The 21,913-nt window shown below is 71.5% G+C and carries 26 protein-coding genes; 9 read left to right on the top strand and 17 right to left on the bottom strand.

From position 1 onward, the window contains the following. Positions 1-21 precede the first annotated feature (21 nt). On the bottom strand, positions 22-339 hold the full coding sequence (locus OV079_RS36825; protein WP_267774240.1) for a hypothetical protein: 318 nt from the start codon (positions 337-339) through the stop codon (positions 22-24). Positions 340-1,583: 1,244 nt separating this feature from the next. On the opposite strand from OV079_RS36825, the gene OV079_RS36820 reads away from it, so the two are divergent. From OV079_RS36820 to OV079_RS36810, 3 genes are all read left to right on the top strand, one after another. Continuing rightward, on the top strand, positions 1,584-2,609 hold the full coding sequence (locus OV079_RS36820; protein ID WP_267774239.1) for a radical SAM/SPASM domain-containing protein: 1,026 nt from the start codon (positions 1,584-1,586) through the stop codon (positions 2,607-2,609). Further along, complete coding sequence (locus OV079_RS36815; RefSeq protein WP_267774237.1) at positions 2,582-2,866, top strand: hypothetical protein; 285 nt, start codon at positions 2,582-2,584, stop codon at positions 2,864-2,866. The genes OV079_RS36820 and OV079_RS36815 overlap by 28 nt, the downstream gene beginning before the upstream one ends. A 229-nt stretch (positions 2,867-3,095) precedes the next feature. Beyond that, positions 3,096-3,551 (top strand): hypothetical protein, encoded by a 456-nt coding sequence (locus OV079_RS36810; RefSeq protein ID WP_267774236.1) that lies wholly within the window; start codon positions 3,096-3,098, stop codon positions 3,549-3,551. Positions 3,552-3,594: 43 nt separating this feature from the next. On the opposite strand, the gene OV079_RS36805 is transcribed toward OV079_RS36810, so the two are convergent. After that, entirely contained in the window at positions 3,595-4,188 is a 594-nt protein-coding gene (locus OV079_RS36805) for a hypothetical protein (protein ID WP_267774234.1), read from the bottom strand. Positions 4,189-4,704: 516 nt separating this feature from the next. Then, positions 4,705-5,445, bottom strand: a complete 741-nt coding sequence (locus tag OV079_RS36800) for a hypothetical protein (RefSeq protein WP_267774232.1) — start codon at positions 5,443-5,445, stop codon at positions 4,705-4,707. 191 nt (positions 5,446-5,636) lie between these two features. Between OV079_RS36800 and OV079_RS36795 the strand changes: the two genes are divergently transcribed. Then, positions 5,637-6,422 carry a coiled-coil domain-containing protein gene (locus tag OV079_RS36795; RefSeq protein WP_267774230.1) on the top strand — a complete coding sequence of 262 codons (786 nt, stop codon included), beginning with the start codon at positions 5,637-5,639 and terminating at the stop codon, positions 6,420-6,422. Between the two features lie 279 nt (positions 6,423-6,701). On the opposite strand, the gene OV079_RS36790 is transcribed toward OV079_RS36795, so the two are convergent. Continuing rightward, entirely contained in the window at positions 6,702-7,481 is a 780-nt protein-coding gene (locus tag OV079_RS36790) for a GNAT family N-acetyltransferase (protein WP_267774229.1), read from the bottom strand. A 122-nt stretch (positions 7,482-7,603) separates the two neighbouring features. Between OV079_RS36790 and OV079_RS36785 the strand changes: the two genes are divergently transcribed. Continuing rightward, positions 7,604-7,936, top strand: a complete 333-nt coding sequence (locus OV079_RS36785; protein WP_267774228.1) for an OmpA family protein — start codon at positions 7,604-7,606, stop codon at positions 7,934-7,936. Positions 7,937-8,066: 130 nt separating this feature from the next. On the opposite strand, the gene OV079_RS36780 is transcribed toward OV079_RS36785, so the two are convergent. From OV079_RS36780 to OV079_RS36765, 4 genes are read right to left on the bottom strand one after another with little or no spacing between them, the layout of a single operon-like run. Next, positions 8,067-9,458 carry a high affinity choline transporter 1 gene (locus OV079_RS36780; RefSeq protein ID WP_267774227.1) on the bottom strand — a complete coding sequence of 464 codons (1,392 nt, stop codon included), beginning with the start codon at positions 9,456-9,458 and terminating at the stop codon, positions 8,067-8,069. A 13-nt stretch (positions 9,459-9,471) separates the two neighbouring features. Beyond that, complete coding sequence (locus tag OV079_RS36775; protein WP_267774226.1) at positions 9,472-10,293, bottom strand: SDR family oxidoreductase; 822 nt, start codon at positions 10,291-10,293, stop codon at positions 9,472-9,474. Between the two features lie 18 nt (positions 10,294-10,311). After that, complete coding sequence (greB, locus tag OV079_RS36770; RefSeq protein ID WP_267774224.1) at positions 10,312-10,827, bottom strand: transcription elongation factor GreB; 516 nt, start codon at positions 10,825-10,827, stop codon at positions 10,312-10,314. 33 nt (positions 10,828-10,860) lie between these two features. Then, positions 10,861-11,508 carry a hypothetical protein gene (locus OV079_RS36765; RefSeq protein ID WP_267774222.1) on the bottom strand — a complete coding sequence of 216 codons (648 nt, stop codon included), beginning with the start codon at positions 11,506-11,508 and terminating at the stop codon, positions 10,861-10,863. A gap of 55 nt (positions 11,509-11,563) precedes the next feature. Between OV079_RS36765 and OV079_RS36760 the strand changes: the two genes are divergently transcribed. After that, entirely contained in the window at positions 11,564-12,427 is an 864-nt protein-coding gene (locus OV079_RS36760; RefSeq protein WP_267774220.1) for a hypothetical protein, read from the top strand. Further along, entirely contained in the window at positions 12,427-12,684 is a 258-nt protein-coding gene (locus OV079_RS36755; RefSeq protein WP_267774219.1) for a hypothetical protein, read from the top strand. The genes OV079_RS36760 and OV079_RS36755 overlap by 1 nt, the downstream gene beginning before the upstream one ends. A 25-nt stretch (positions 12,685-12,709) precedes the next feature. Here OV079_RS36755 and OV079_RS36750 read toward each other — a convergent pair whose 3' ends face one another. From OV079_RS36750 to OV079_RS36725, 6 genes are all read right to left on the bottom strand, one after another. Then, the gene (locus tag OV079_RS36750) at positions 12,710-12,994 is read right to left on the bottom strand and encodes a hypothetical protein (RefSeq protein WP_267774217.1); all 285 of its coding nucleotides are present in this window, start codon (positions 12,992-12,994) and stop codon (positions 12,710-12,712) included. Next, positions 12,991-14,631 (bottom strand): lysine--tRNA ligase, encoded by a 1,641-nt coding sequence (lysS, locus tag OV079_RS36745; protein WP_267774216.1) that lies wholly within the window; start codon positions 14,629-14,631, stop codon positions 12,991-12,993. Before lysS ends, OV079_RS36750 begins: the two co-directional genes overlap by 4 nt. Beyond that, positions 14,549-15,991: a hypothetical protein gene (locus OV079_RS36740; protein ID WP_267774215.1), complete on the bottom strand. Its 1,443-nt coding sequence runs from the start codon at positions 15,989-15,991 to the stop codon at positions 14,549-14,551. Before OV079_RS36740 ends, lysS begins: the two co-directional genes overlap by 83 nt. After that, on the bottom strand, positions 15,988-16,383 hold the full coding sequence (locus tag OV079_RS36735) for a hypothetical protein (protein WP_267774214.1): 396 nt from the start codon (positions 16,381-16,383) through the stop codon (positions 15,988-15,990). Before OV079_RS36735 ends, OV079_RS36740 begins: the two co-directional genes overlap by 4 nt. Positions 16,384-16,708: 325 nt before the next feature. After that, the gene (locus tag OV079_RS36730; protein ID WP_267774213.1) at positions 16,709-17,323 is read right to left on the bottom strand and encodes a retropepsin-like aspartic protease family protein; all 615 of its coding nucleotides are present in this window, start codon (positions 17,321-17,323) and stop codon (positions 16,709-16,711) included. 195 nt (positions 17,324-17,518) lie between these two features. Then, the gene (locus OV079_RS36725; RefSeq protein WP_267774211.1) at positions 17,519-17,911 is read right to left on the bottom strand and encodes a hypothetical protein; all 393 of its coding nucleotides are present in this window, start codon (positions 17,909-17,911) and stop codon (positions 17,519-17,521) included. Positions 17,912-18,164: 253 nt separating this feature from the next. Here OV079_RS36725 and OV079_RS36720 point away from each other — a divergent pair, with 253 nt between their 5' ends. Continuing rightward, positions 18,165-19,169: a response regulator gene (locus OV079_RS36720; RefSeq protein ID WP_267774209.1), complete on the top strand. Its 1,005-nt coding sequence runs from the start codon at positions 18,165-18,167 to the stop codon at positions 19,167-19,169. Positions 19,170-19,347: 178 nt separating this feature from the next. Here OV079_RS36720 and OV079_RS36715 read toward each other — a convergent pair whose 3' ends face one another. From OV079_RS36715 to OV079_RS36705, 3 genes are read right to left on the bottom strand one after another with little or no spacing between them, the layout of a single operon-like run. Then, positions 19,348-19,731 carry a hypothetical protein gene (locus OV079_RS36715; protein ID WP_267774207.1) on the bottom strand — a complete coding sequence of 128 codons (384 nt, stop codon included), beginning with the start codon at positions 19,729-19,731 and terminating at the stop codon, positions 19,348-19,350. A 25-nt stretch (positions 19,732-19,756) separates the two neighbouring features. Next, positions 19,757-20,056 (bottom strand): hypothetical protein, encoded by a 300-nt coding sequence (locus OV079_RS36710; RefSeq protein WP_267774206.1) that lies wholly within the window; start codon positions 20,054-20,056, stop codon positions 19,757-19,759. A gap of 26 nt (positions 20,057-20,082) precedes the next feature. After that, on the bottom strand, positions 20,083-20,592 hold the full coding sequence (locus tag OV079_RS36705) for a Fur family transcriptional regulator (RefSeq protein WP_267774204.1): 510 nt from the start codon (positions 20,590-20,592) through the stop codon (positions 20,083-20,085). Between the two features lie 80 nt (positions 20,593-20,672). Between OV079_RS36705 and xseB the strand changes: the two genes are divergently transcribed. Continuing rightward, a complete protein-coding gene (xseB, locus tag OV079_RS59215) occupies positions 20,673-21,848 on the top strand; it encodes an exodeoxyribonuclease VII small subunit (RefSeq protein WP_420829445.1) in 1,176 nt (391 codons plus the stop codon). Positions 21,849-21,913: the final 65 nt, after the last annotated feature.

Raw genomic sequence — 21,913 nt, 5'->3', positions numbered from 1 at the left:
AGAGACATGTCTCTTCGAGTTTCAGAGGTCGCCGCCGTGGAGCCGGCCGAAGACGCGGGCGAGCATCACGGACATGGCGACGAAGCCGGCCGCGGTGGCGGCGAAGTGCGCGCCGCGGCGGAGGTCGAGCTGACCGACGCGGAGCAGCAGCAGGTAGGCGACGAGCAGGTTGAAGAGGCCCCAGGCGACGTTGACGGTCGCGGACGAGAGGCCCTCGCCGGGCGGGTCGGCGAAGGGGCTCTGGAACGGCGCGCCCGAGACGCCCTGGACGAAGTGCGGGACGAAGTTGGCGAGGAACGCCCCGCCGAAGAAGTACGCGACGTAGTGGTACCAGCGCATGCCTGCCTCCGCCGGCGAGGATAGGGCCGCGGGTGGCGTCGCCGCCAGCGGGTGCTCCGGGATCGCGGATGAGTAGGTGGCTACTGAAACATGTCCTTTCGGGCATGTGTGACGTCGAGGGCATGGCGAGTACGGGCGGCGGGTCGTCGGTCTCGCCGCGACGGTGATCCGAGAGAGTCGCCCGGTCGAGCATGGGCCAATGCAGGGCGACGGGGCGTCGCGCGCGAGGCGAAGTGCTATGCTCGCGCGCGTGTCGCCCGAGGTCCTGCGGCTCGCCGCGCTGTTCGAAGAGGTACTGCAGGCGCTGGCCGAGGTGCCGCTGGCGGAGCTGGTTGCAGGGCGCGCGCTGCCGGAGCCGAGCGCGGCGCTGGTCGAGCACCTGCGGGCGCACCGCGCGACGCTGGCGGGCTGGCTGCGCTCGCCAGGCTGCGCGGAGGCGCTGTGCGTGCGGCTGGCGCGGTGGCTGTGGAGCCGCAACCAGTACGTGCGCCTCGACCGGGCGGCGTTGACCGCGGCGTGCGACCGGGCGGCGAGCGAGCTGGCGGACGAGCTGGCGGGCGAGCCTGACGCAAAGGACATGTCCGAACGGCTAGTACGCACGGGGCAGGAGCTGCAGGCCCGAGTGGCAGCGCTGGTCCGGGCCGGCGGCGGCAAGACCGACGTGGTCTGCAGCGAGTACGCGGTGACGCTGCAGCGCGACGCGCTCGGCCTCGGCGACGCGCCGCTGACGGCGCCGGTGCTCGACGTCGGCTGCGGGCGCTCGGCCGGGTTCGTGCGCGCGCTGCGGGCCGAAGGCGTGGCGGCCACCGGGCTCGACCGCGAGGCGCCGGAGGACGTGGCGCTGGTCGGCGACTGGCTGACCTTCCCCTTCGGACAGGATCGCTGGGGCACGATCGTGTCGCACCAGGCGTTCTCGCTCCACTTCGTGCATCAACACCTGGCCCAGGGCCCGGAGGCGTTCGCGTACGCGCGGGTGTACATGGCGATGCTGCGCTCGCTGAAGCCGGGCGGGCGCCTGGTGTACGTGCCAGGGCTGCCGTTCGTGGAGTCGATGCTGCCGGCGAAGACGTACCGCTGCACGAAGGTGCCGCTGCCGGAGGCGATGCTGACCGAGGCGGTCCATGCGCTCGAGCGCGCGGCCGGGTTCGAGCTGGCGTACGCGGCTCACGTCGAGCGGCTGGTCCGAGGTTCAGTGATAACCTGCAGCGGTGGGGATCCGCGAAGAGCGTCGCCGCCTGCCGATCGTGGCGTTGGCCCCGCCGACGCGCTCGCGCAGGGCGCTGCCGGTGGCCGCCGGACAGGCCCCGGTGCCGCGGATCGTGGTGTGGGAGTTCACGAGCGCGTGCGACCAACACTGCGCCCACTGCGGGCCGCGCTCGGGCAAGCGGCGCCCGGACGAGCTGAGCACCGCGGAGGCGCTGCGCCTGGTCGAGGAGCTGGCGACGGCCGGGGTCGGTGAAGTGACGCTGATCGGCGGCGAGGCGTACCTGCGCCCCGATGTGCTGCAGATCGTGCGAGCCACCCGCGAGCGCGGGATGAGCTGCACGATGACCACCGGCGGCTACAGCCTGACGCGAGAGATCGCCGAGGCGCTGGTCGAGGCCGGGGTGCAGAGCGTGTCGGTGTCGATCGACGGGCTCGCAGCATGTCACGACGCGCTGCGCGGGCGACCGAACAGCTTCGCGCGGGCGTTCGCGGCGCTGCGCCACCTGAAGGCGGCGGGCTCGCAGATCTCGGCGAACACGCAGCTGAACGCGAAGACGCTGCCGGACCTCGAACCACTGCTCGAGCTGTTGCACCCGGAGGGGATCCACAGCTGGCAGGTGCAGGTGACGATGGCGCACGGGGCAGCGGCGGACCACCCGGAGATCTTGCTGCAGCCGTACCAGATGCTGGCGGCGTACGAGGTGGTGGAGCGGCTGCTGGCGCGCTGCGAGGCGCTGGGGATCCGCCTGTACCCGGGCAACAGCCTCGGCTACTTCGGTCCGCTCGAGCACCGCCTGCGCCGCAACTCGACCCAGCGCGGGCACTACTTCGGCTGTCAGGCGGGGATCTCCGGCGCCGCAGTGTCGAGCCACGGCGAGGTGAAGAGCTGCCCCAGCCTCGGCGAAGAAGGGGTCGGCGGATCGTGGCGCGAGCACGGGTTCGCGGCGCTGTGGGAGCGCGCGCCGGAGATCGTGTACATGCGCCAGCGGACCCGCGCGGAGCTGTGGGGCGCTGCGCGAGCTGCTACTACGCGTCGGTGTGCATGGGCGGCTGCACGTCGATGAGCGAGCCGCTGCTCGGCCGCCCGGGCAACAACCCGATGTGCCACCACCGCGCGCTCGAGCTCGACCGCGAGGGGCTGCGCGAGCGCATCGAGCCGGTCCGCGCCGCGCCGGGCCAGCCGTTCGATCACGGGCTGTTCAGGCTGATCCTCGAGCACAAGGACCCGGAGCTGCGGGCGCGCCACGGGCCGCTGCAGATCGACGAGCCCCGGCGTTCGCGGGTCGACGAGCCGCGCGGGCCGGGCTCGCCGCTCGAGTGAGCTGTCCTTCGGGGCATGACCTGAAGCTCATGTGGTTGCGGTGCGGACGGCGCCGCGAAGCGTGGCGGCCCGCTCGCTCGCTCGCGTCCGTGGCGGCGGGGACCGGGGAACGCCGAGAAGCGACCGTTCATCGGGGTTTGCTGCATGGCTCTGGGCTACCGGCGACGGGAAGACGGACATCGGCCGCCCGAAGCGAGTAAATCGAGGCATGCGTATCCCCTTGGTACTTATGTGTCTCCTGGGCGCGCCGGCCGAGGTCGTCGCAGCGCCGGCGTCGAGTCCCGAGCGCTTCACGACCGGCGCGACGATCTCGCCGCAGCAGCGCTATCGCGTCGAGCTGCCCGCCGCGACCAGCGGGATCGTCGATCCGCGAGCGTTCCCCGACTGGCGCGCCCGCGACGAGCGACTCACGCGGGCGATGGTCGTGACCGGCGGGATCGCAGGCTTCACGGGGGCGCTGTTCCTCGGCTCGCTGATCTATCTCGGCACCTTCGCGGCGAACCGCGACCCGCGCTGCTGCATCGACGGTTATCCGGGCATCTTCCCGGCGATGATCACCGGGCCGCTGGCGCTCCTCGGCCTGGCCGGCTTCTCCGGGGTGGCCATCGCTCGCCGGATCCACCGCCGGCCGCTGCGGCGCTATCAGGCCAGGCCGTCGCTCGCGGGGCTGCAGATCCAGTTCTGAGAGATGCTCTTGGGACATGTCTTTAGAGACATGTCCCGATATGCTAGTTGAGGTCGTCGTTCTGGGCCGGCGGGGCGCCGTAGGGCAGCGGCAGGGTGTCGAAGGTGTCGTTGGTGGTCGAGTCGGTGTCGGTGCCGGTGCTCGTGGTGGTGGTGCCCTCGGTGTCGAGGGTGGTGGTGCCCTCGGTGTCGAGAGTGGTGGTGCCCTCGGTGTCACCGGTGGTGGTCGTGGTCGTGTCGAAGGTGGTGGTGCCCTCGGTGTCGACCGTGGTCGTGACCGGACCGTCGGTGGCGGTGTCGGTGGCCGTCGGGTTGCCCGTGCTGGTGGAGGTCGAGGTGCTGGTGGTGCCCGTGGTCCCGGCGGTGTCGCTGTCGGTGCCGGTGCTCGTGACGGGCTCCTGCGTGGTCTGGGTGGCGTTGGTGCTGGTGCCGTCGCTGCTGTCGCTGCCGTCGCTGTCGCTGATGCTGCCGACGGTCTCGTCGACGGGCCGATCGGCGCAGGCGGTGAGGCCGACGCCGAGCATCGCGCCCAGGACGAGGGCGGGGATCATCGAGGATGAACGCAGGGCAGCGCCGCAGAAGCAGCAGGTGGCGACTTCGCCCAGGATGTGACGGGAACACGCGGGACAGAGCTGCACAGCGGCAGCATAGGCGAGTTCGCCGCGGCCGAGTAGCCCTGCGCGTCAGGACGACGGTCGTGCCCACGAGGCTGGCGATGACCTCGCGCGCGAGGTCTGCTCACGGCGCGGCGTTTGCGAGAGGACGCGAGGTCGATGGCATGGGCCCGTTCGTGGCGGCTGAGTGCGCTCGGGGCCCGTCCGCGGCCGGAGCGATGCGCGCGAGGTGCAGAGACAAACCGGGCGGACTCGCGCGGTGAGATGGCTCCGTCCGGTGGTTGGCCGGATGCACTCGGCCGCGCGTCGCTTGGGTGTCTATGAGGACATGTCCTATGAGACATGTGTGGAGGACGAGGCGACGGAGATTCAGGGGCCACGGCGAGCGCGTGGATGCCGGCGAGCCGGAGGCGTGATCGAGTCGGCAGCGGTCGGAGCGTGTTCGGCGATGAACGCCGACGAGTTCACTGGTCCGGTCGACGGCGTGCTGATCTCGAGTCACTCGCTGCCGCGATCGGCTCGCGTCGACGCGACGCGGGCTCAGGGGCACTCGGGGAGCGGGCCGTCCATGCAGGGCTCGAAGCCGGGAGGCACGCAGCCGGAGGCGACGTCGAAGCCGACGTCGGGCTGGCCTGTCGGACAGACGGTGACGACCGCGGGCGGGCAGGGCGGCTGGAGCTTGTCGCAGGCGAGGAACTGCTGGGCGTCGAAGTCGGCGCAGAGCATCATGTCCTGCTCGACGTGGGGGGCGCCGAACTGGGCGGTGCAGTTGGGATCGGCGGCGCAGGTCTCCTCGTCGAAGCCGAGGCACGCCTCGCCGCACAGGGTGAGCATGGTCGTGCATGGTTCGAGGTCGGGTGGGATGCAAGTGTCCTCGAGGAGGTAGACCTCGAGGCTGTCGGGGCGACAGGCGGTCGTGGGCATCAAGCCGCAGTCGGTCTGGACGATGCACCCGAGGTAGGCCGGCAGCGGGCTGCAGCCGGGGAACTCGAACGGGGTGCCGAGGATCGGGCGACAGCCGGAGGTGGAGCCGCAGGTGAGCTCGTCGAGGCCGTCGCAGACGGGGCCTTCGGTGGTGGCGGCGGTGGTCGGGAGGGCCTCGGTGAGGCTGCCTTCGCTCGTACCCGTGCTCTCGGTGGTGGCGGCGGTGGTGGTGGTCGAGGTGGTGTCGGGCTCGACGGTGGTGGAGTCGCTGGCGCTGTCGTTGCCCGGATCCTTGGGGTCGCCGATGATCTGGCAGGCGGCGAGGCCGAGGAGAAGCGAAGAGTAGAAGATGCGCATGGGCTCATCGTAAGAGATCCAGCAAGCCGCTAGCGAAGGTCGAGTCCGCTGACCCGAGCGGGCGCGCGGCCGCGGGCGCGCGCTGCGAGGCGCGAGGAGCCGCGTTCGCAGGCGGGGCGCGACGGCGCGCGGCGGCGGCGGCCGGGGAGGAGAAGGAGCTGCGGCGGTGAAGGGTGCATAATGCGGATGCCATGCCGAAGCCCGAGTCTCCGAGCGATGATCAGGTCCACTCCGCCGACGCAGCCCTCGCAGACGCCGAGCGACGGCTGGCAGAGCTGGGCGCCGAGCTGCAGGCGGCGCGCGAGACGCTCGAGCGTGAACGATCGCAGCACCAGGCGTGGGACCTCGAGCGCGGCGCTCTGCGCGGTGACCTGGCCGAGGCGCGCCGCAGGCTCGACGCCGAGTCGCAAGCGCACGCGCAGACCCGTGGAGCCCACGACCTGATCGAGAGCCGGGTGGCGACGCTGCAGACGGAGCTGGCCGACGCGCGGCGCGAGACGAACCGCCAACGCGAGCGCGCCGACAAGGCGCAGCACGAGCTGGACGAGGCCCGCCGCCAGCTGGAGGCGGAACGCACCAATCATCGGGCGACTCGAGAGCGGACGGACTCGCTCGAGAGCGGACGCGCGAAGGCGGGGCAGGAGCTGGCGGCCCTGCAGGCGCAGGTCGAGCGCGCGGTGGCGGAGGCGAACGAGCTGCGCCTGAAGCTGACCGCCGACCAGACGGTGCTGCTCGAGGCGCAGTCGCGCTGCGAGTCGCAGGCGAAGGAGCTGGGGCTGCTCGGCGAGCGAGCGGCTGCCGCGAAGCGGGCCCTGGCGGAAGAGACAGCCGCGCACGCGGACACGCGCCGACAGCTCGAAGAGACCCGCGAGGGGATCCGCGAGGACGAGCGCCGCCGGCAGCGCCGAACGATCGCCAGCGTGGTCGGCGGAGCGGCGCTCGGGGCCGCGCTGTTCCTGCGGCGGCGGCTCGGCTGAGTCGTCAGATCATGAGATCTTCAGGACATGCGCTTTCGAGCATGTCCGGATATGAAGGTGGCGACGAAGGACTGGAGGCGCGGCGATGGCGTGGGCGAGTCCTGCGGCGGCCGAGCGGTCGGAGCATGAGTCCCCAGAGACATGCCCTTTCGAGCATGTCCCGAGATGCAGTTGCGACGAAGGGTTAAGCCGAGGAGCGGCGGCGGTCGAGCGGTCAGAGCACTAAAGTTCCGGAATATGCTCTTTCGAGCATGTCCCGAAACACTCTTTTAAAGGAATTCAGCGATTGAAGAAGACCGGCAGCTCGACGACGGGGACGAAGCCCAAGCGGGTGAGGATCGGGGCGGAGGTGGTGGCGCGGGCGTGGGTGGTGACGAGCTTCAGGCCGCGGGCGGCGGCGTGGCGGACGCGCGCGGCCAGGAGCGAGCGGTAGGCGCCGCGCGAGCGGTGATCCTCGAGCACGACCGCGCCGATGAGGAAGGCCGAGCGCGGGAGGGCGGCGTAGTTGCCGATGCCGATCGCCTCGCCGTCGCGGCGGGCGAGGAAGAGGTGGTTGCGATCGTCGGTCGGTTCGGCGAGGAGGGAGCGCTGATAGGCGAGGAGCGGGGCAGGGTCGACGTTCCAGCCGCGCGCGGTGACCTCGGCGTGGAGCTCGACGGTGTCGAGGCCGACGCGCTCGACGGTGACGCCGTCGGCCTCGGGGATCTGCAGGGAATCGATCGCGGCGGCCAGGACGACGACGCGTTCGCTGCGGAGGCCGCGACGCGCGAGCCGGTCGGCGAGGTCGAGCGGACGACAGTCGGGAGTGACGGTCCAGCGGAAGCGCAGGCCGTGCGCGGCGTACTGGGCGAGGGTGGCATCGATGACCGACTCGACCTCGTCGTCGCCGAGGCGAGCGAAGGCGACCTCGTTGAAGCCGCCCTGGCGGAAGGATGGGGTGAGGAGCTGAAACCAGTCGGGGCGCTCGTAGACCTGGGTGTCGGCGTAGGCGCCCCGGGCCTGACGCGGGGAGACGAGCGCCTCGTGCAGGAGTTCGTCGCGGGTGAAGCCGGCGAGCATGCGCGCAGCGTAGACGAAGACGGTCGCCATTGACCACGCGCTGCGGACGAGGGGCCCCAGGCGATTGTGCCGCGCCTGCTGTCGGTGCTGCACCGGCAGGAAGACGGGGCCGTGGACGCGCGTTGCGCTGGAACGATGGAAGGGCCGAAGGCGTCGGCAGCAGCGCGACGCTGCGGCCGAAGACGCGGCGAGCGCTCGAGATCTACGCGGCACTGCTGGCGAAGTACTCCGACGCCAAGGTCGAGATCGCGTCGCACAGCCGACGGATGCGGAGCGATCAGCAGGCGTACGACCTGACGCAGCGGCGAGCCGAGGCGGTGGTGGACGAGCTGGTGCGCCTCGGCGTGGCGCGCGAACGGCTGGTGGCGCGCGGCGTCGGGATGGACGAGTCGTACTGCTGCAGGGCCCCGTGCGACGGGCCGCAGCGGCTCGAGGTGACGCTGCTGAGGGAATGAGCGGGCTGCGGACGACGTGTCCGAGAGGACACGTGTGTCGAGGTCTCTTCAGAGTAAGTCTATCGGGACAGGTTGACGGTCTCGCGGCGCTCGTGGCGGCAGCGACTGTCGAGACGTATGAGGATGATCTTCAGGCCATGTCCGTGGGGACAGGTCGTCGAGCTTCGCCGCGGCGCTCGAGCAGGGCGACGGCGACGTAGACGACCAGGGCGGCGGCCATCGAGGTGAGGAAGGGGGCGGGGCCGAGGCCGATGTAGCGGCCGAGCAGCCACAGCACCAGGCCGACGAACAGGGCCGCGAGGGCGCTCTTCGGGCCGCCGAAGCGGCTCCACAGGGCGAAGGTGAAGACGACGACGAGGCCGCCGCCGGTGAAGCCCGAGGCGTCCTCGACGAGGTCGTGGACGCCGTCGGCGGCGCGGCCGACCAGGTAGGCGAGGACGCCGAACACGAGGGTGCACAGGCGCGAGATCTGCAGGCGCTGGCGGTCGCTCATGCCGGGGAGCATCGGCTCGACGAGGTTGCGGGCGACCACGGAGGAGACGGCCAGGAGGGCGCCGTCGACGGTCGAGAGGATCGCGGAGATCAGGGCGCCGATGAAGAGGACGTAGGCGACGGGGCCGAGCAAGCGCGAGGCGACGGCGGGGAGGATCTGCTCGGGGTGGTCGAGCGGGCCGACGAGGCCGACGCCGACGAGGCCGACGAGCACGGGGATGAGGCCGATCAGCAGGTAGAGGCCGCCGCCGAGCAAGGTGCTGCGGCGGGCGATCGTCGGCGAGCGACAGGCGAGGACGCGGACGATCAGCTCCTGGGCGGCGAGCGAGCCGAAGATCGGGATGGCCCAGGCGTCGAGGGTCTCGACCAGCGAGGTCGAAGATGACCCGAAGGACAGGCGCTCCGGAGCGACGCTCGCGAGCGCGGGGCCGAGGCCGCCGGCCGCGTCGACGACGGCCCAGCCGAGCAGGCCGAGGCCGATGACGAGGGCGATGCCCTGCACGAGGTCGGTGACGACGCCGGCCATCAGACCGCCGGCCGAGGCGTAGGCGACGACGGTGCCGGCGGCGAGGGCGATGGCGACCTCGATGTTCATGCCGGTGCTGGCCGCGAGGACCTGGCCGAAAGCGCGGATCTGGGCCCCCGCCCACAGGAACGAGGTCGGCGCGACGAGCAGCGCGGTGACCCGCTCGACCGCCGGCGAGTAGCGCTGGCGCATGAGGTCGGCGATCGTGGCGATCCCGCGGCGCCACAACGCGGCCGCGAAGAGGACGCCCATGAGCAGCAGGCAGACCGCGTAGCCGAACGGGTCGGCCGAGCCGCCGCCGAGGCCGTGCTCGGCGATCTGGCCGGCGGCGCCGATGCAGGTCTCGGCGCCGAACCAGGTGGCGAAGATGGTGAAGGTGGCGAGGACGTAGCCGATGTTGCGCCCCGCCAGCAGGAAGTCCTCCTGGCTGCGCACGCGCCGGGCCATCCACAGGCCGAGCGCGAGCTGGGCGAGGACGTAGGCGATGACGCCGGCGATCAGCAACGCGCGCGCGGGCTCAGTCGACGAAGAAGTCGGGGGCCAGCTCGGCGCCGGGGACCACGGAGTACTTCTCGAGGTCGGTGACGCCGGCGCTGCGCAGGAGGTCCTCGTCGACGAAGAAGTTGCCGGTGCAGCTGCGGCTCGGCCGCGTGAGGATGTGATAGGCCGCGTCGGCCATGATGTCGGGCTTGCGGCTGGCGGCGATCATCATGTCGCCGCCGAGCATGTTGACGGCGGCGGTGGCGATGGTGGTGCGCGGCCACAGGGAGTTGACGGCGATGCCGTCGTCCTCGAACTCGGCGGCCATGCCGAGCACGCACATGCTCATGCCGTACTTGGCCATGGTGTAGGCGACGTGCGGCTTGAACCACTGCGCCTTCATCGACAGCGGCGGGCCGAGGTTCAGGATGTGCGGGTTTTGGGCCTGCTTGAGGTGCGGGATGCAGGCCTGCGAGCACAGGAAGGTGCCGCGCGTGTTGATCTGGTGCATCAGATCGTAGCGCTTCATCGGCGTGTCGAGCGTGCCGGTGAGGCTGATCGCGCTGGCGTTGTTGACGAGGATGTCGATGCCGCCGAAGTGCTTGACCGCGCGCTCGACCGACGCATACACCTGCTCGTCGCTGCGGATGTCGCACACGAGCGGCAAGGCCTTGCCGCCGGCCTCCTCGATCGCGGCGGCGGCGGTGTAGATGGTGCCTTCCAGCTTGGGGTGCGGGTCGGCGGTCTTGGCGGCGATGACGACGTTGGCGCCGTCACGAGCGGCGCGGACGCCGATGGCGAGGCCGATGCCGCGGCTGGCACCGGTGATGAAGAGGGTCTTGCCTTGCAGGGTGCTCATGGGTTCTCGCGTGCGGGTTCAGGGCCGGGGCGGCTGGTAGGAGATGGCGGTGATCGTGAAGGTGACGCTGCCGCGCGGGCGCTGGACGGTGGCCTCGTCGTCGACCTCCTTGCCGAGGAGGGCCCGCGCGACCGGCGAGGCGACGCTGATCTTGCCGGCGTCGACGTCGAACTCGTCGGGGCCGACGAGCTGGTAGTGGACGACGTTGCCGTCCTCGTCCTCGAGCGTGACCCACACGCCGAAGTTGACCTTCTCGGGCGGGCGCGCCGGCGGATGAAACACGGTCAGCGACTCGATCCGCTTGGCCAGGAACTCGAGGCGGCGATCGATCTCCCGCAGCCGGCGCTTGCCGTAGATGTACTCGGCGTTCTCCGACCTGTCCCCAAGAGCAGCCGCGGCCGAGACCTCGCTCGTCACTCGCGGCCGCTCGACCTTCCACAGGTGGTCGAGCTCGTCGCGCAGCTTCTTCATGCCGTCGGCGGTGATGTAATGCGGCGCCTTGGGGCGCTCGCCCTCGGGCGCGTCGTTCGCCATGGGCCTGACGATGGCCGCGCGGGCGGCCCGAGGTCAACCCCGATCGTCTAGCCCGGGCGGAGCGCGCGGAGGGCCCGAAAGCGCCGGCGCCTCCTCGGCCTCGACGAGGGCCTGGGCGACGATCAGCTCGGCCCGCTTGCGGCCCTGGCTCAGGCGGGCGGCGGCGAGGAAGAGGGCGGCGGCTCCGACGACGCCGAGCGTGATCCCGGCCCACATGATCAGCGGGGCGAGCAGGGCGCCGAAGGCGGTGATGCCGAGCGAGAAGCCGCCGAGGATGAAGCCGCCGAGGGCGAGGTTGCTGCGGCCGGCGCCGGCGTCGACGTCGACCTTGACGAGGGCGCCGCCCTGGCCGTCGCCGTCGGCGCGGATCTTGTAGACCACGCCGGCGCTGTCATCGACGATGTCGGCGCGGCTCGGGCCCTGGCGATGGCCGGTGTGACCGACCTGCTTGGCGAAGGCGCGCCGCACGACGTCGAGCGCCTGCTCCGGCGGCACGTCGAGCCGGGTCTCGGCGCTGTACTGGGTCAGCTCGGCGCCCTCGCTGCGCTTCACCAGGGCCTTGCCGGTGGCCTGTGGGCCGTTGCGCTCGACCAGCGCCCGGCGGAGCTCCTCCGGCGAGATCCCCGCCTCCGCTGCCGCCTCGCGCAGCTCCTGTTCCGAAAGGCCAGGTCCCGCGTTCATCGCCCTCAAAGCGTACCCGATCTCGCGCTCCCGGCGCGTGGTAGAAAGCGCGGCCATGACGGACGTCGCAGCGATCGAGGCGCGGCTTTCGGCGCTCGCGGGGCGTGGGGTGCAGATCATCGATCCGCGCCAGACCTACGTGGGGCCGGAGGTGCGCGTCGAGCGGATCCACGCAGGGGTCGTGCTCCACCCGGGGACGCGGCTGCAGGGCGCGCGCACTTTTCTCGGCCCGGGCGCCGAGCTCGGGCGCGAAGGCCCGGTGGTCGCGGTCGACTGCGTGCTCGGCGAACGCGCGCGCATCGACGGCGGCTACGCGTCCGGCGCGGTGCTGCTGCGCGGGGCCTCGGCCGGCTCGGCGGCGCACCTGCGCGAGGGGACGCTGCTCGAAGAGGAGGCCAGCACGGCCCACGCGGTCGGGCTCAAGCACACGATCGTGCTGTGCTTCGGGACTCTGGGGTCGCTGATCAACTTCTGCGACGTGCTGCTGGCCGGCGGGACGTCGCGCGAGGACCACTCCGAGGTCGGCAGCGGGTTCATTCACTTCAACTTCACGCCGTGGGGGGCGCGCGGGGACAAGGCGACCGCGTCGCTGGTCGGCGACGTGCCCCGCGGGGTGCTGCTGCGCGAGCGGCGGATCTTCCTCGGCGGCGCCGGCGGGATGGTCGGGCCGCGCGAGGTCGGCTTCGGCGCGGTGACGGGCGCGGGGCAGGTGGTGCGCAAGGATGTCCCCGAGGACAGGTTGGTGGTGCAGCCGCCGCGCGCGGTCGACATCACGTACTCGTCCGAACACCTCGACGCGGCCGAACCGCGGGCGCGCCGGCAGGTCCGCTACATCGCCCGCTGCACGCGCTGCTGGCGTGGTACCGGCAAGTGCGGCTGGCCCGGGTGCCGAACTCGCGGGCGGATGTGCGGGAGGTGATGGCGGCGGCGATCTCGACGCTCGAGCTGTGCGTCGCCGAGCGCGAGAAGCGGCTCGCGGCCTTTTTAAAGGAGCGCGGGGTGGCGATGCCGAAGCTGCCGGCGCCGGAGCTGGGGTGCCCGCTGGCGATCGCGGCGGAGGAGCCGTACGTCGAGCACGTCGAGTGGGTCCGCGGGCTCGCGGACGAGGACGTGTCGCGCTGCGTGGAGTGGCTGCGCGCGGTCGAGGCGGCGGTGATCGCTGCGGGAGAGCTTTGAGGCGGAGGCGAGACCGTCGCGGGCGTCAGCGCAGGCGGTGGACGAACAGGTACATCTCGCCGTCGCCGTCCTCGACGGCCTGCGGCGAGCGCAGGTAGTCGAGCACGGGCGCGGGCAGGTTGTCGGCGCCGAGGTCGGCGATCAAGGCGTCGATCGACCGGCGGAAACCGGCGCGCATCTCGGCGACCGCGGCCGGGCTGGCGCGGGTCCAGGCGATGCCTTTGTCGTTGTACGCGCCGATGGTGCCGAGCAGCTCGAGCAGGCGGCGCCGGGCGTCGGCGGTCAGACCGACGCCTGTCTCTTCGCTCATGTCCCTGCGGGCAGGCTCGGCGTCAGCAGCGAGAGGGCGCGGGCGGGGCCGATCGCGGTGATCAGGGTGGTGAGCTTCGGGCCCTTGTCGCGGCCGATGAGCAGGTCGTAGACGACCGGGAGGAAGGTCTTGTTGTCGAGGCTGGTGCCCTCGCACAGGCTCTTCATGGTCGGGACCAGCTCGTCCTCGCGGATCTCCTCGCGGCCGCGCAGCGGGGCGACGAGGCGGGCGAGGCAGGTGGCCTCGTCGGCGGACAGCTCGCGCTGCTTGGGCTCGCGGCGGAGCTTGTAGCGGAACTCGTCGGGGCCCCACTCGGCGATCCAGTTCCACACGCAGCGGGCGCGCTGGCGGGTCAGGCGGCGCGACTCGTCGCCGACGACCTGACCGGCCTCCTCGTAGTAGGCCACGGTCTTGTCGAGGTCGCCCTCGAAGATCTGCAGCGTCATGCTGAGGTGGCGGAAGCCGGGCACGAACGGCATGACGTCGCCCTCGGCGATCCGCCGGTGGTCGACGCTGGCCAGCTGCATGGTGCGCTGGGCGACCAGGCGCGCCTGGGCGTCCTTGGCCGGCTCGACGCCGTAGGCGATCCGCCGCGTGCGGTCGAAGTTCTCGTAGAGGGTGATGACGTCGAGGTCGAAGCTGATCTGGAACTCGGTGTTGGGGCGGAACGAGACGAACAGCCAGCGCAGCACCTCGGGCTCGTAGATCTCGAGGCAGTCGGAGACGGTGACGACGTCGCCCTTGGAGCTCGAGATCTTGCCGGCGCGGCCCTTGATCCGCACGAAGTCGTAGCCGACGTACTCGGGGGCCTGCCAGCCATAGACGACGCGGACGATGTCCTTGGCGGTGTCGAAGCTGCCGCCGGCGGTGCTGTGGTCCTTGCCGCCGGGCTCGAAGCAGACGCGCTCGTGGGCCCAGCGCATCGGCCAGTCGATGCGCCACGGGAGCTTGAGGTTGCCGCCCTGGCGCAGGTCGACGTCGGCGGCGTGCTTGCACGCGCTGCAGTCGTAGTGGACGGTCCACTCGCCCTCGACGGCGAAGGTGAGGGTGTCGCGGCCGCAGTTGTCGCAGAAGCCGGACAGCGGCAGCCAGTTGTCCTCGAGGCGGGTGTTGGCGGTGGTCTTGTCGCGGACGCTGTTGAGGACGGCGCGGATGTCGGCGGCGTGCTTGAGCGCGAGGCGGATGCCGTCGGCGTAGGCGCCGGCGCGGTAGCGCTGCGACTGACGGATGAACTCGGGGCGGATGCCGAGCGGGGCGAGGCTCTTTTCGAAGGCGGCGATGTTGTGCCCGGCGTAGCTGTCGTGCTCGCCGTACGGGTCGGGCACGGCGCTGATGCTGCGGCGCAGGTTCTCGGTCAGCATGTCGCGCTGCGGCATGTCGGCCGGGACCTTGCGCAGGACGTCGAAGTCGTCCCACGAGTAGATGAAGCGCACGTCGGCGCCGCGGTCGCGCAGGGCGCGGGCCACGAGGTCGACGGTGATGACCTCGCGGAAGTTGCCGACGTGCACGACGCCCGACGGGGTGATGCCGGCGGCGACGGTGACGACCTTGGCGTCAGCGTGCGCGGCGAGGGTCTTGGCGGCGGCCGCGTCGGCCCAGTGGTTGAGGTACGGATCGTGACCCGCTGCGGGATCCATGGCGGGAAGTGTTGTCGCAGATGCGCGCCGCCGCAGAAGCCCCGCGCTCACGACCGCTGGTGACTTTGCGGCGGCGCGCGGAGAAGACAGGGTTTGAACGCTGCACCCGCGGGTCGCGGGCGGGTCGCGGTGCCGATCGACGAGCGGCGAGCGCGGCGTGAGCGAGGCGACCCACGCGGCGGACGCGGTGCGTGGCGCGGGGGCCGATCGAGGCCGAGGTCGCGGCGTGACCGTCGGAGGCTTCGGCCGCCGCGCGACGGTCGGAGCTCGGCCGCCGCGCGCGAGGCCGAGGCGTGACCTCCGGAGCGCGTAGAAGTGGGCCGCGCGCGAAGCTGAGGCGCGCCGGCCGGAGCGCAGAAGGGGGCCGCGCGAGGTGGGTCGGATCAGGAGGGGACCGTCTCGGCGCACCGGGGCAGTGCGTGCGAGAGGGCCGGCGTTCGGAGCTCGATCGAACGCCGCGCGTGGCGGCGTTCGGGACCCGAGCGAGGGCGAATCGACGACCTCGCTCGCGGGCGGGCGGGTGCTCAGGGCGTGGCGGCGGCCGGGGGCCGCAGCTGGCCTCGTCCTGGAGCGCGTTGGCCGCGTCGATCAAGGGCTGGCCGGCGCCCTTGCTGGTGTAGATCTTGGTGGCCTCGCCGATCAGGCGGCACGCCTCGGGCGTGTTCTTCTTGTCCTTGTAGCGGACCACGGCGGCCTGGCCCTCGAGCGCGCGGGCGCCGATGAGTTCGTTGCCGGGCTGCTTCTCGACCAGGCGCTGGGCCTTGACGAAGGTCGAGGCGGCGGAGTCGAGCTCGCCGGGGTTGACGATCGCGTTGTCCTCGCCGCCGAAGGCGAGGTTGATCTTGGTGTTGCCGTACATGACGAGGGCGAGGCCGGCGTTGGGGCCGTCCTTCTGGAGGTTGTAGGCCTCCTCGAAGTCGGCGGCGGCGCCGGCGAAGTCCTCGGTCTTGAGCTTGTAGGTGCCCTGGGCCAGCTTGGCGGCGATCTTCACCTCGGGGTCGCCGGTCTGCTCGGCCATCGCCTGGGCGTGGTCGGCCGGGTCCTTGGCGTTCTCGACGACGTCCTCGGCGAGCGCGAGCGACAGCCAGGCGGCGCCGAGGCCCGAGGCGCGGGCCTTCTGCTTCGACTTGAGGTCGTCGACCAGCGGCTTCATGCTCTCGATGACCTGGCCGTACTGGCCGGCGATGTACTTCTGGCGGGCCTCGGCGATGGCCGGCGGGTCGGGCTCGCTGGGCGCGGCGGCAGGCTTGTCGCCGACTTCGGTGGTGGGCTTGTCGTCGGACGGCTTGTCGGTGTCCGCGGACTTCTTGCAGGCGGCGGTCAGGCTGAACGCGGCGAGGCAGACGAGGATGCGCTTCATTCGGTGGTCTCCTGCGGGGCCTGTGCGGGGGAGGGAGGGGAGGATAGCGCCTCGGCGGCGGCGCGGACGGGAGTTTCTGCGGGCGCGGGCGGATTCGGCCGGCTGTGAACCCGCACGTAGAGGTTGCCGTCGCCGCCCAGCGAGCCGTAGACGAGCCGGGTCGGGTCGGGGTCGCTGCCGAAGCGCTCGGGTTTGAACCGACCGATGACCTCGACCTCGTCGCCGATGTAGAGCCCCGTGCTGGCCACGCGCGGGCCGGCCTTCTCTTCGGGGCCGATGACCTCGGCGCGCTCGAGGTTCTCGACGGTGGCGCGGCCGCTGCTGTCGGCGACGACGACGAACTCGGCGGCGACGGCGGCGTCACGCGGGGCGCCGCTGCGGTTGCGCCACACGCACTCGCGCCCCGGGGGCCGCCGAGGTTGCCGTCGGCGGAGGTGATGACGCCGCGGATCATGATCGGCTGGGCCTCGGCGGAGGCGATCGGCGTGAGCAGGCCGCGCTCGAGGGCGCGGGCGACGAAGCCGGAGAACTGCGCGTCGGTCTTGATCGCGCCCTTGGGCATGCGACGACCCTTGGGCTCGAGGTTGCGGGCGCTGCCGAGGCGCTTCGCCCGGAAGTTGCCGAGCATGTAGACGAGGATCGCTACCGGGATCAGGACGGCGAGGACGACGTAGGACCACTCGAACGCCGGCGCGGCTTCTTCGACCATCATGGCGATCACCAGTAGGCCTCGGCGAGCGCGAGGGTGAAGCCGAGCTTCTCGTGGTCCTCGGCGAGCGTCTTGCCCTCGACCAGCGAGCGACCGGAGCCGCCCGGCTCGATGCGGGCGATCGGCGCGCCGGCCATGCGCTGGCCGTCGGAGAAGTGGACCTCGGGGACCACGTTCTCGATCGCCACGGTGCTGCGGTTCTTGACCAGCAGGACCCAGCGGATCCGTCCGAGCCAGATCTCCGGCGAGCCCTCGACCTCGATCTGCACCGCCGGATAGATGTCGTAGGCGCGGTTGGCCCGGCCCTCGTGCGGGCGCGGCAGCAGCTTCATGCGCTCGGCCTGGTAGTCCATCTCGACCAGGAACTCGCGCATGACGTTGAGCCCGAGCAGACCCTGCGAGCGGTCGTTGGCGCAGCCGTCACACACCGACACGAGCAGGCCCTTGAGCTCGATGCCGCCGAGGCGCAGCTTCGGCAAGTAGACCATCCGACTCTCGCGCGGGCCGCTGGCGGTGTTGAACTGCAGCGTGGGCGCGTCGGGCGGGACGTTGAGCCCGAGCTTGGCGGCGGTCTCGGTGTGCACCGTGGTGAACGAGGCGCCGGTGTCGAACAGATACGGCAAGCTGAGTCGACCCGCGGGGCCTCGAGCTCGACGTTCATGAGGATCGCGTTGCCGGCGGCGGAGAACGGCACGGCGATGGCGGTGCCGGGCGCTGCGCCCGCGACGGCGGTGATCGGCGCGGGCGTGGGCGCGGACTCGCGCGCTGCGGCGCGGGGAGCGGCGGGGACGGGCGGGGCGAGGCGATCTGCCAGTCCGTTACCCACCGCACTGAGGATCCGCGCGACCTTGTGAGAGTCGCCGAAGCGCTTGCCCGCGAGGTCGCCCTGGGCCCGGAGCGACTGGACGAGCAGGCCCGGGATCACCTGAGTGCAGAGGAGGATCGCGGCCAATCCACAGCAGCGGCAGCCACATCATCGCCGCGGACAGGCGTCGGCCGTCCGTGCCGTACTTCCACACGGCGAGGGCGACAGGCAGGCCCAGAGTGACGATGAACGCGAGGATCCACAGCCACGGGGCCGACACGCGGGCGTCGAGCTGGGCGGTGCGCGCGAGCGAAAAGTTGCACCACAGCGCGAACGGCACCACGAACATCGACGCGAGGACGAGCGCAAAGGCGCCGAGCGAGCTCAGCGCCACGGACGCGCTCATGCCCGGCCTGGCGTGCCTCGGTGCGCTGCGCGAAATGTTCACTTGCAGATACTATCTCGAGTGAGTGGCGTGGGGGCCAGTGAAGACTGTCGTTGGATCCTCGCGGGGAAAACCCGTAGGATGTCGCGACGGGAATGGCTGACGCGCCGAAGCCTGCGAAGATCGCCACGTTCGGCGTGCGCTCGAATCCTACGACGACTTCCTCGTAGAGTACACAGACAACCTGCGACGCGGGTTCCTGTTGCTCCCCGGCGTGCGCAGCCTCGAGGCGAACCAGCCGGTGCGAGTGAAGCTGAGCCTGCCCAACCGCGCCATTTTGTACCTGAGCGGGACGGCGGTCGATCTCGGGGCCGACGGCGGCAAGGGCACGCTGATCCAGCTGGCCGCGTTCACGGCCGAGCAGGAGCGGATCTTCGGCCTGTGCGTGAACTCGGTGCTCGACGCGTCGACCAGCCCGAAGGCGGAGCCGCCGCCGACGCGCCCGCTCAACGTGCTGCTGGTCGACGACCAGGCCAGCGTGCGCACCGAGCTGGCCGCGGCGCTGCGCGAACGCGGGCTGAACATCACCACCGCCGACAACGGGCTGATGGCGATCTCCGCCGCGCTCAAGAGCGAGCCGGACCTGCTGCTCACCGACGTCGAGATGCCGGAGATGGACGGCTGGACGCTGCTGCGGATGGCCCGCGGCCGCAAGAAGCTGGCCCACGTGCCGGTGGTGTTCCTGACCGCGCTGTCCGACGACATGTCGCGGCTCCAGGGCTATCGCATGGGCGTCGACGACTACCTGCCGAAGAACCTGTCGCCGGACGAGATCGTCGCGCGCCTGCAAGGAGTGGTCGCGCGCCGGGCCGGCCTCGGGGCCGTCGAGAACCGCGGGCTGCGGGGCGACCTGCAGCACGTGCGCCTCGGCAGCGTGCTGTCGTTCCTCGAGGCCGAGAAGAAGACCGGCGACCTGCGGCTCGAGAGCGGGCAAGACAGCGCGGTGCTGCGGCTCGTGCAGGGCACGCTGCGCGACGTCAAGAACCTCGGCTACGCCGCCTCCGCGATCGACCGCGTGTTCGACCTGCTGAGCTGGGAGGGCGGCCAGTTCGAGTTCTTCACGCTCGAGCCGCGCGAGATGCACGACCTCACGCTCGAGCCGCTGTCGATCACCTACCTGCTGATGGAGCACGCCCGCCGCGAAGACGAGGCCAACGAGAGCGCGCGCCTCGAGCGGCTGATCGCCAGTCAGTCCGGCTCGTTCGACCAGGATCTTTAAAGTAGGTCCGTCAGGGCAGGTCCGAGAGGACATGCTCTGACGGACATGTCTGGACGGGCATGCGCCCGGGGACATGTCCAGGCGAGCATGCGCCCGGAGACATGTCTCCTGGGGCAGGTCCTCGGGGGACACGCGTGGACGTCCGAGCGCCCGGCTCGCGGGCGCCCGGCGGGCCGGCTCAGCGGGCGGGCTTGCCCTTGCCGGAGGTGTTGGCGGTCTTGGGGGCCGTGCCGTCGGTGCCGCAGGCGGCGTCGGCGATGTAGCGGCTGCCGGACTGATAGGGCTCGGTGTTGAGGATCAGCAGGTTGCCGCCGTTCATGCCGCAGTGCTGCTTGGCCAGGTCGACGGCCTCCTGCGCGGTGGGAGCCTTGCCGATGGCGGTGCCGAGCTGGGTGTACGCGGTGTCGCCGAGGGCCTCCTTGGAGGCGACGGTCTTGACCTGCGAGGCCGGCACGCGCGCGCCGGTGCCGTTGCCCTTGAACCTGCCGGAGTAACCGCCGGCGCAGGCGCCCAGGGCGAGGGCGAGGGAGACGAGGAGGAGAGGACGCGAGGCTTTGCGCATGGGTGAGAGGCTCCGATGTGCCGGGTCAGACGGCGGGGGGCCCGGGCAGATTTCCCGGGTGAGCGGCCGAACCGGGCCCGGACTGCATGACGCGGAGGGCGGGTACACGCACGCCGCGGGGCGAAGTGGAGCTCGGCCCGGGCCCGGGCGGGGCTGTCCCACCAGCCTTCTCGCACGCGCTCGCGCCCTCGCAGCGGGCACACGAGCCGCCGCAGTCGGCCCGGCGGCGGATCAGCCAGCGCGCAGTGAGCCAGCCCGCGGCCAGGGCGACGGCGGCGAGCGCGGCGAGCTGTTGCAGCAGGACCTGGAGATCGGCTTCGGGCATGGTGACGCGGAGCACAAAAGCTTACGTCAGTCGCTGAGCTTGCGCTGCTCTTCGTTCGGGCACCACCCGCCCTTGATCCCACGCGCTCTGGGGCAAAGGCCGTAGAGCTCGAGCCGGTGGCGGACCAGGCTGAACCCGAAGCTGCGGGCGACCCGCTCCTGCTCGTGTTCGATGTCGTCGTTCTGGAACTCGAGCACGTGCTGGCACTCGATGCAGATCAGGTGGTCGTGGTGCTCGGTGTCGCCGGCGGTCTCGTACATCGTCTGGCCGTCGCCGAAGCGGCGCTGGGCCGCGAGGCCGCACTCGGCGAGCAGCTTCAAGGTCCGGTAGACGGTCGCGTAGCCGATCCGCGGGTTCTCGGCGCGGCTCAGGTTGAGCAGCTCCTCGATGCTGATGTGGCCGTGAGCGGCGAAGAATTTCTGGGCGATGAGGTCGCGCTGGCGGGTCGACTTGAGCTGCTTCTTGCTGAGGTAGGCGTGGAACTGCCCCATCAAGCTCTCGATGTCGGGCTCCGCGGAATGCCGACGGTCGTGCATCGGCAGGAAACCTATCGCGGCAAAGCCGCCGCGGCAAGCGTTGCGAGGGCGGATCTCCGGCCCGTATACTCCGCGGCCGCATGGCGTCCCCGGGCAAACCGAACCCATCCAAGCGCCCCGCCGCCGGGAAACCCGCCGACCCCGCGGCGGAGCCGGCGCGCGACGGCCCCGCCATCGATCAGGTGCTCGCCAGCCTCGAGCGTGTGGTCGCCGAGCTCGAGGCCGGGGACCTCCCGCTCGAGACGGCCTTGCAGCGCTTCGAAGACGGCGTGCGACTCGCGCGGCGCGGCACGTCCCTGCTCGACGCGGTCGAACAGCGGGTCGAGGTCCTCCTCGAGGGCCGCGACGAGGCGGTGCCGTTCCCCGGGGCCGGCGAAGCGGAAGAGAGTGACGACGATGACGAAAACTTTGAGCTCAACGCTTACCTCGGCGAGCGCCGCCGGCTGGTCGACGAGGCCATCGTGCGCGCGCTGCCCGAGGCCGGCGCCGGCGACCCCGGCCGCCTCAAGGAAGGCATGCGCTACGCGGTGCTGCAGGGCGGCAAGCGCATGCGACCGCTGGTGATCATCGCCGCCTGCGAGGCCGTCGGCGGCACCGCCGAGGCCGCGCTGCCGGCCTGCTGCGCGCTGGAGATGGTCCACGCCTACTCGCTCGTGCACGACGACCTGCCGGCGATGGACAACGACCTCGAGCGCCGCGGCCAGCCGACCGTCCACGTCGCGTTCGGCCACGCCGGCGGGATCCTCATCGGCGACGCGCTGCTCAGCCAGGCCTTCATGGCGCTGATGCGCGGGGCCGACGGCGTGCCGCCCGCCAACCTGGTCGCAGCCGCCCGCGTCCTCGCCCACCACTCCGGCGTCGACGGCATGGTCGGCGGGCAGGCGCTCGACCTGGCCCTCGGGCAGGACGCCCACGACCTCACCGCGCTCGAGCAGGTCCACGCGCTCAAGACCGGGGCGCTCTACGCGGCCGCCGGCGCGCTCGGGGCCCTCTACGCCGGCGCCGACGCCGACACGGTGCGCTCGCTCGAGACGTGGGGCCTCAAGTTCGGCATCGCGTTCCAGCACGCCGACGACGTCCTCGACGACGACCAGAAGGCCCTGCGCACGCAGGCGCTGGCCCGCGTCGACGAGCTGGTCGGCGAGTGCGACGCGATCGCCGCCCCGCTCGGCGACAGGGCCGAGCCGCTGCGGGCGATCTCCAAGTGGGTCCGCGACCGCGCCCACGCGGCCGCGGCCGGCGTCAAGGCCGACTGAGCCGACGCAAGGGGCATGTCTGAGAGGACATGCTCATTCGTGCATGTGAAAAGGGACATGTCCGG

It is taken from the genome of Nannocystis pusilla (assembly GCF_026626665.1).
In the GTDB taxonomy this organism is placed as follows: Bacteria; Myxococcota_A; Polyangia; order Nannocystales; family Nannocystaceae; genus Nannocystis; species Nannocystis pusilla.
The sequence above is the reverse complement of the archived record's forward strand: the minus strand, read 5'-3'. Positions and strand labels throughout refer to the sequence as shown.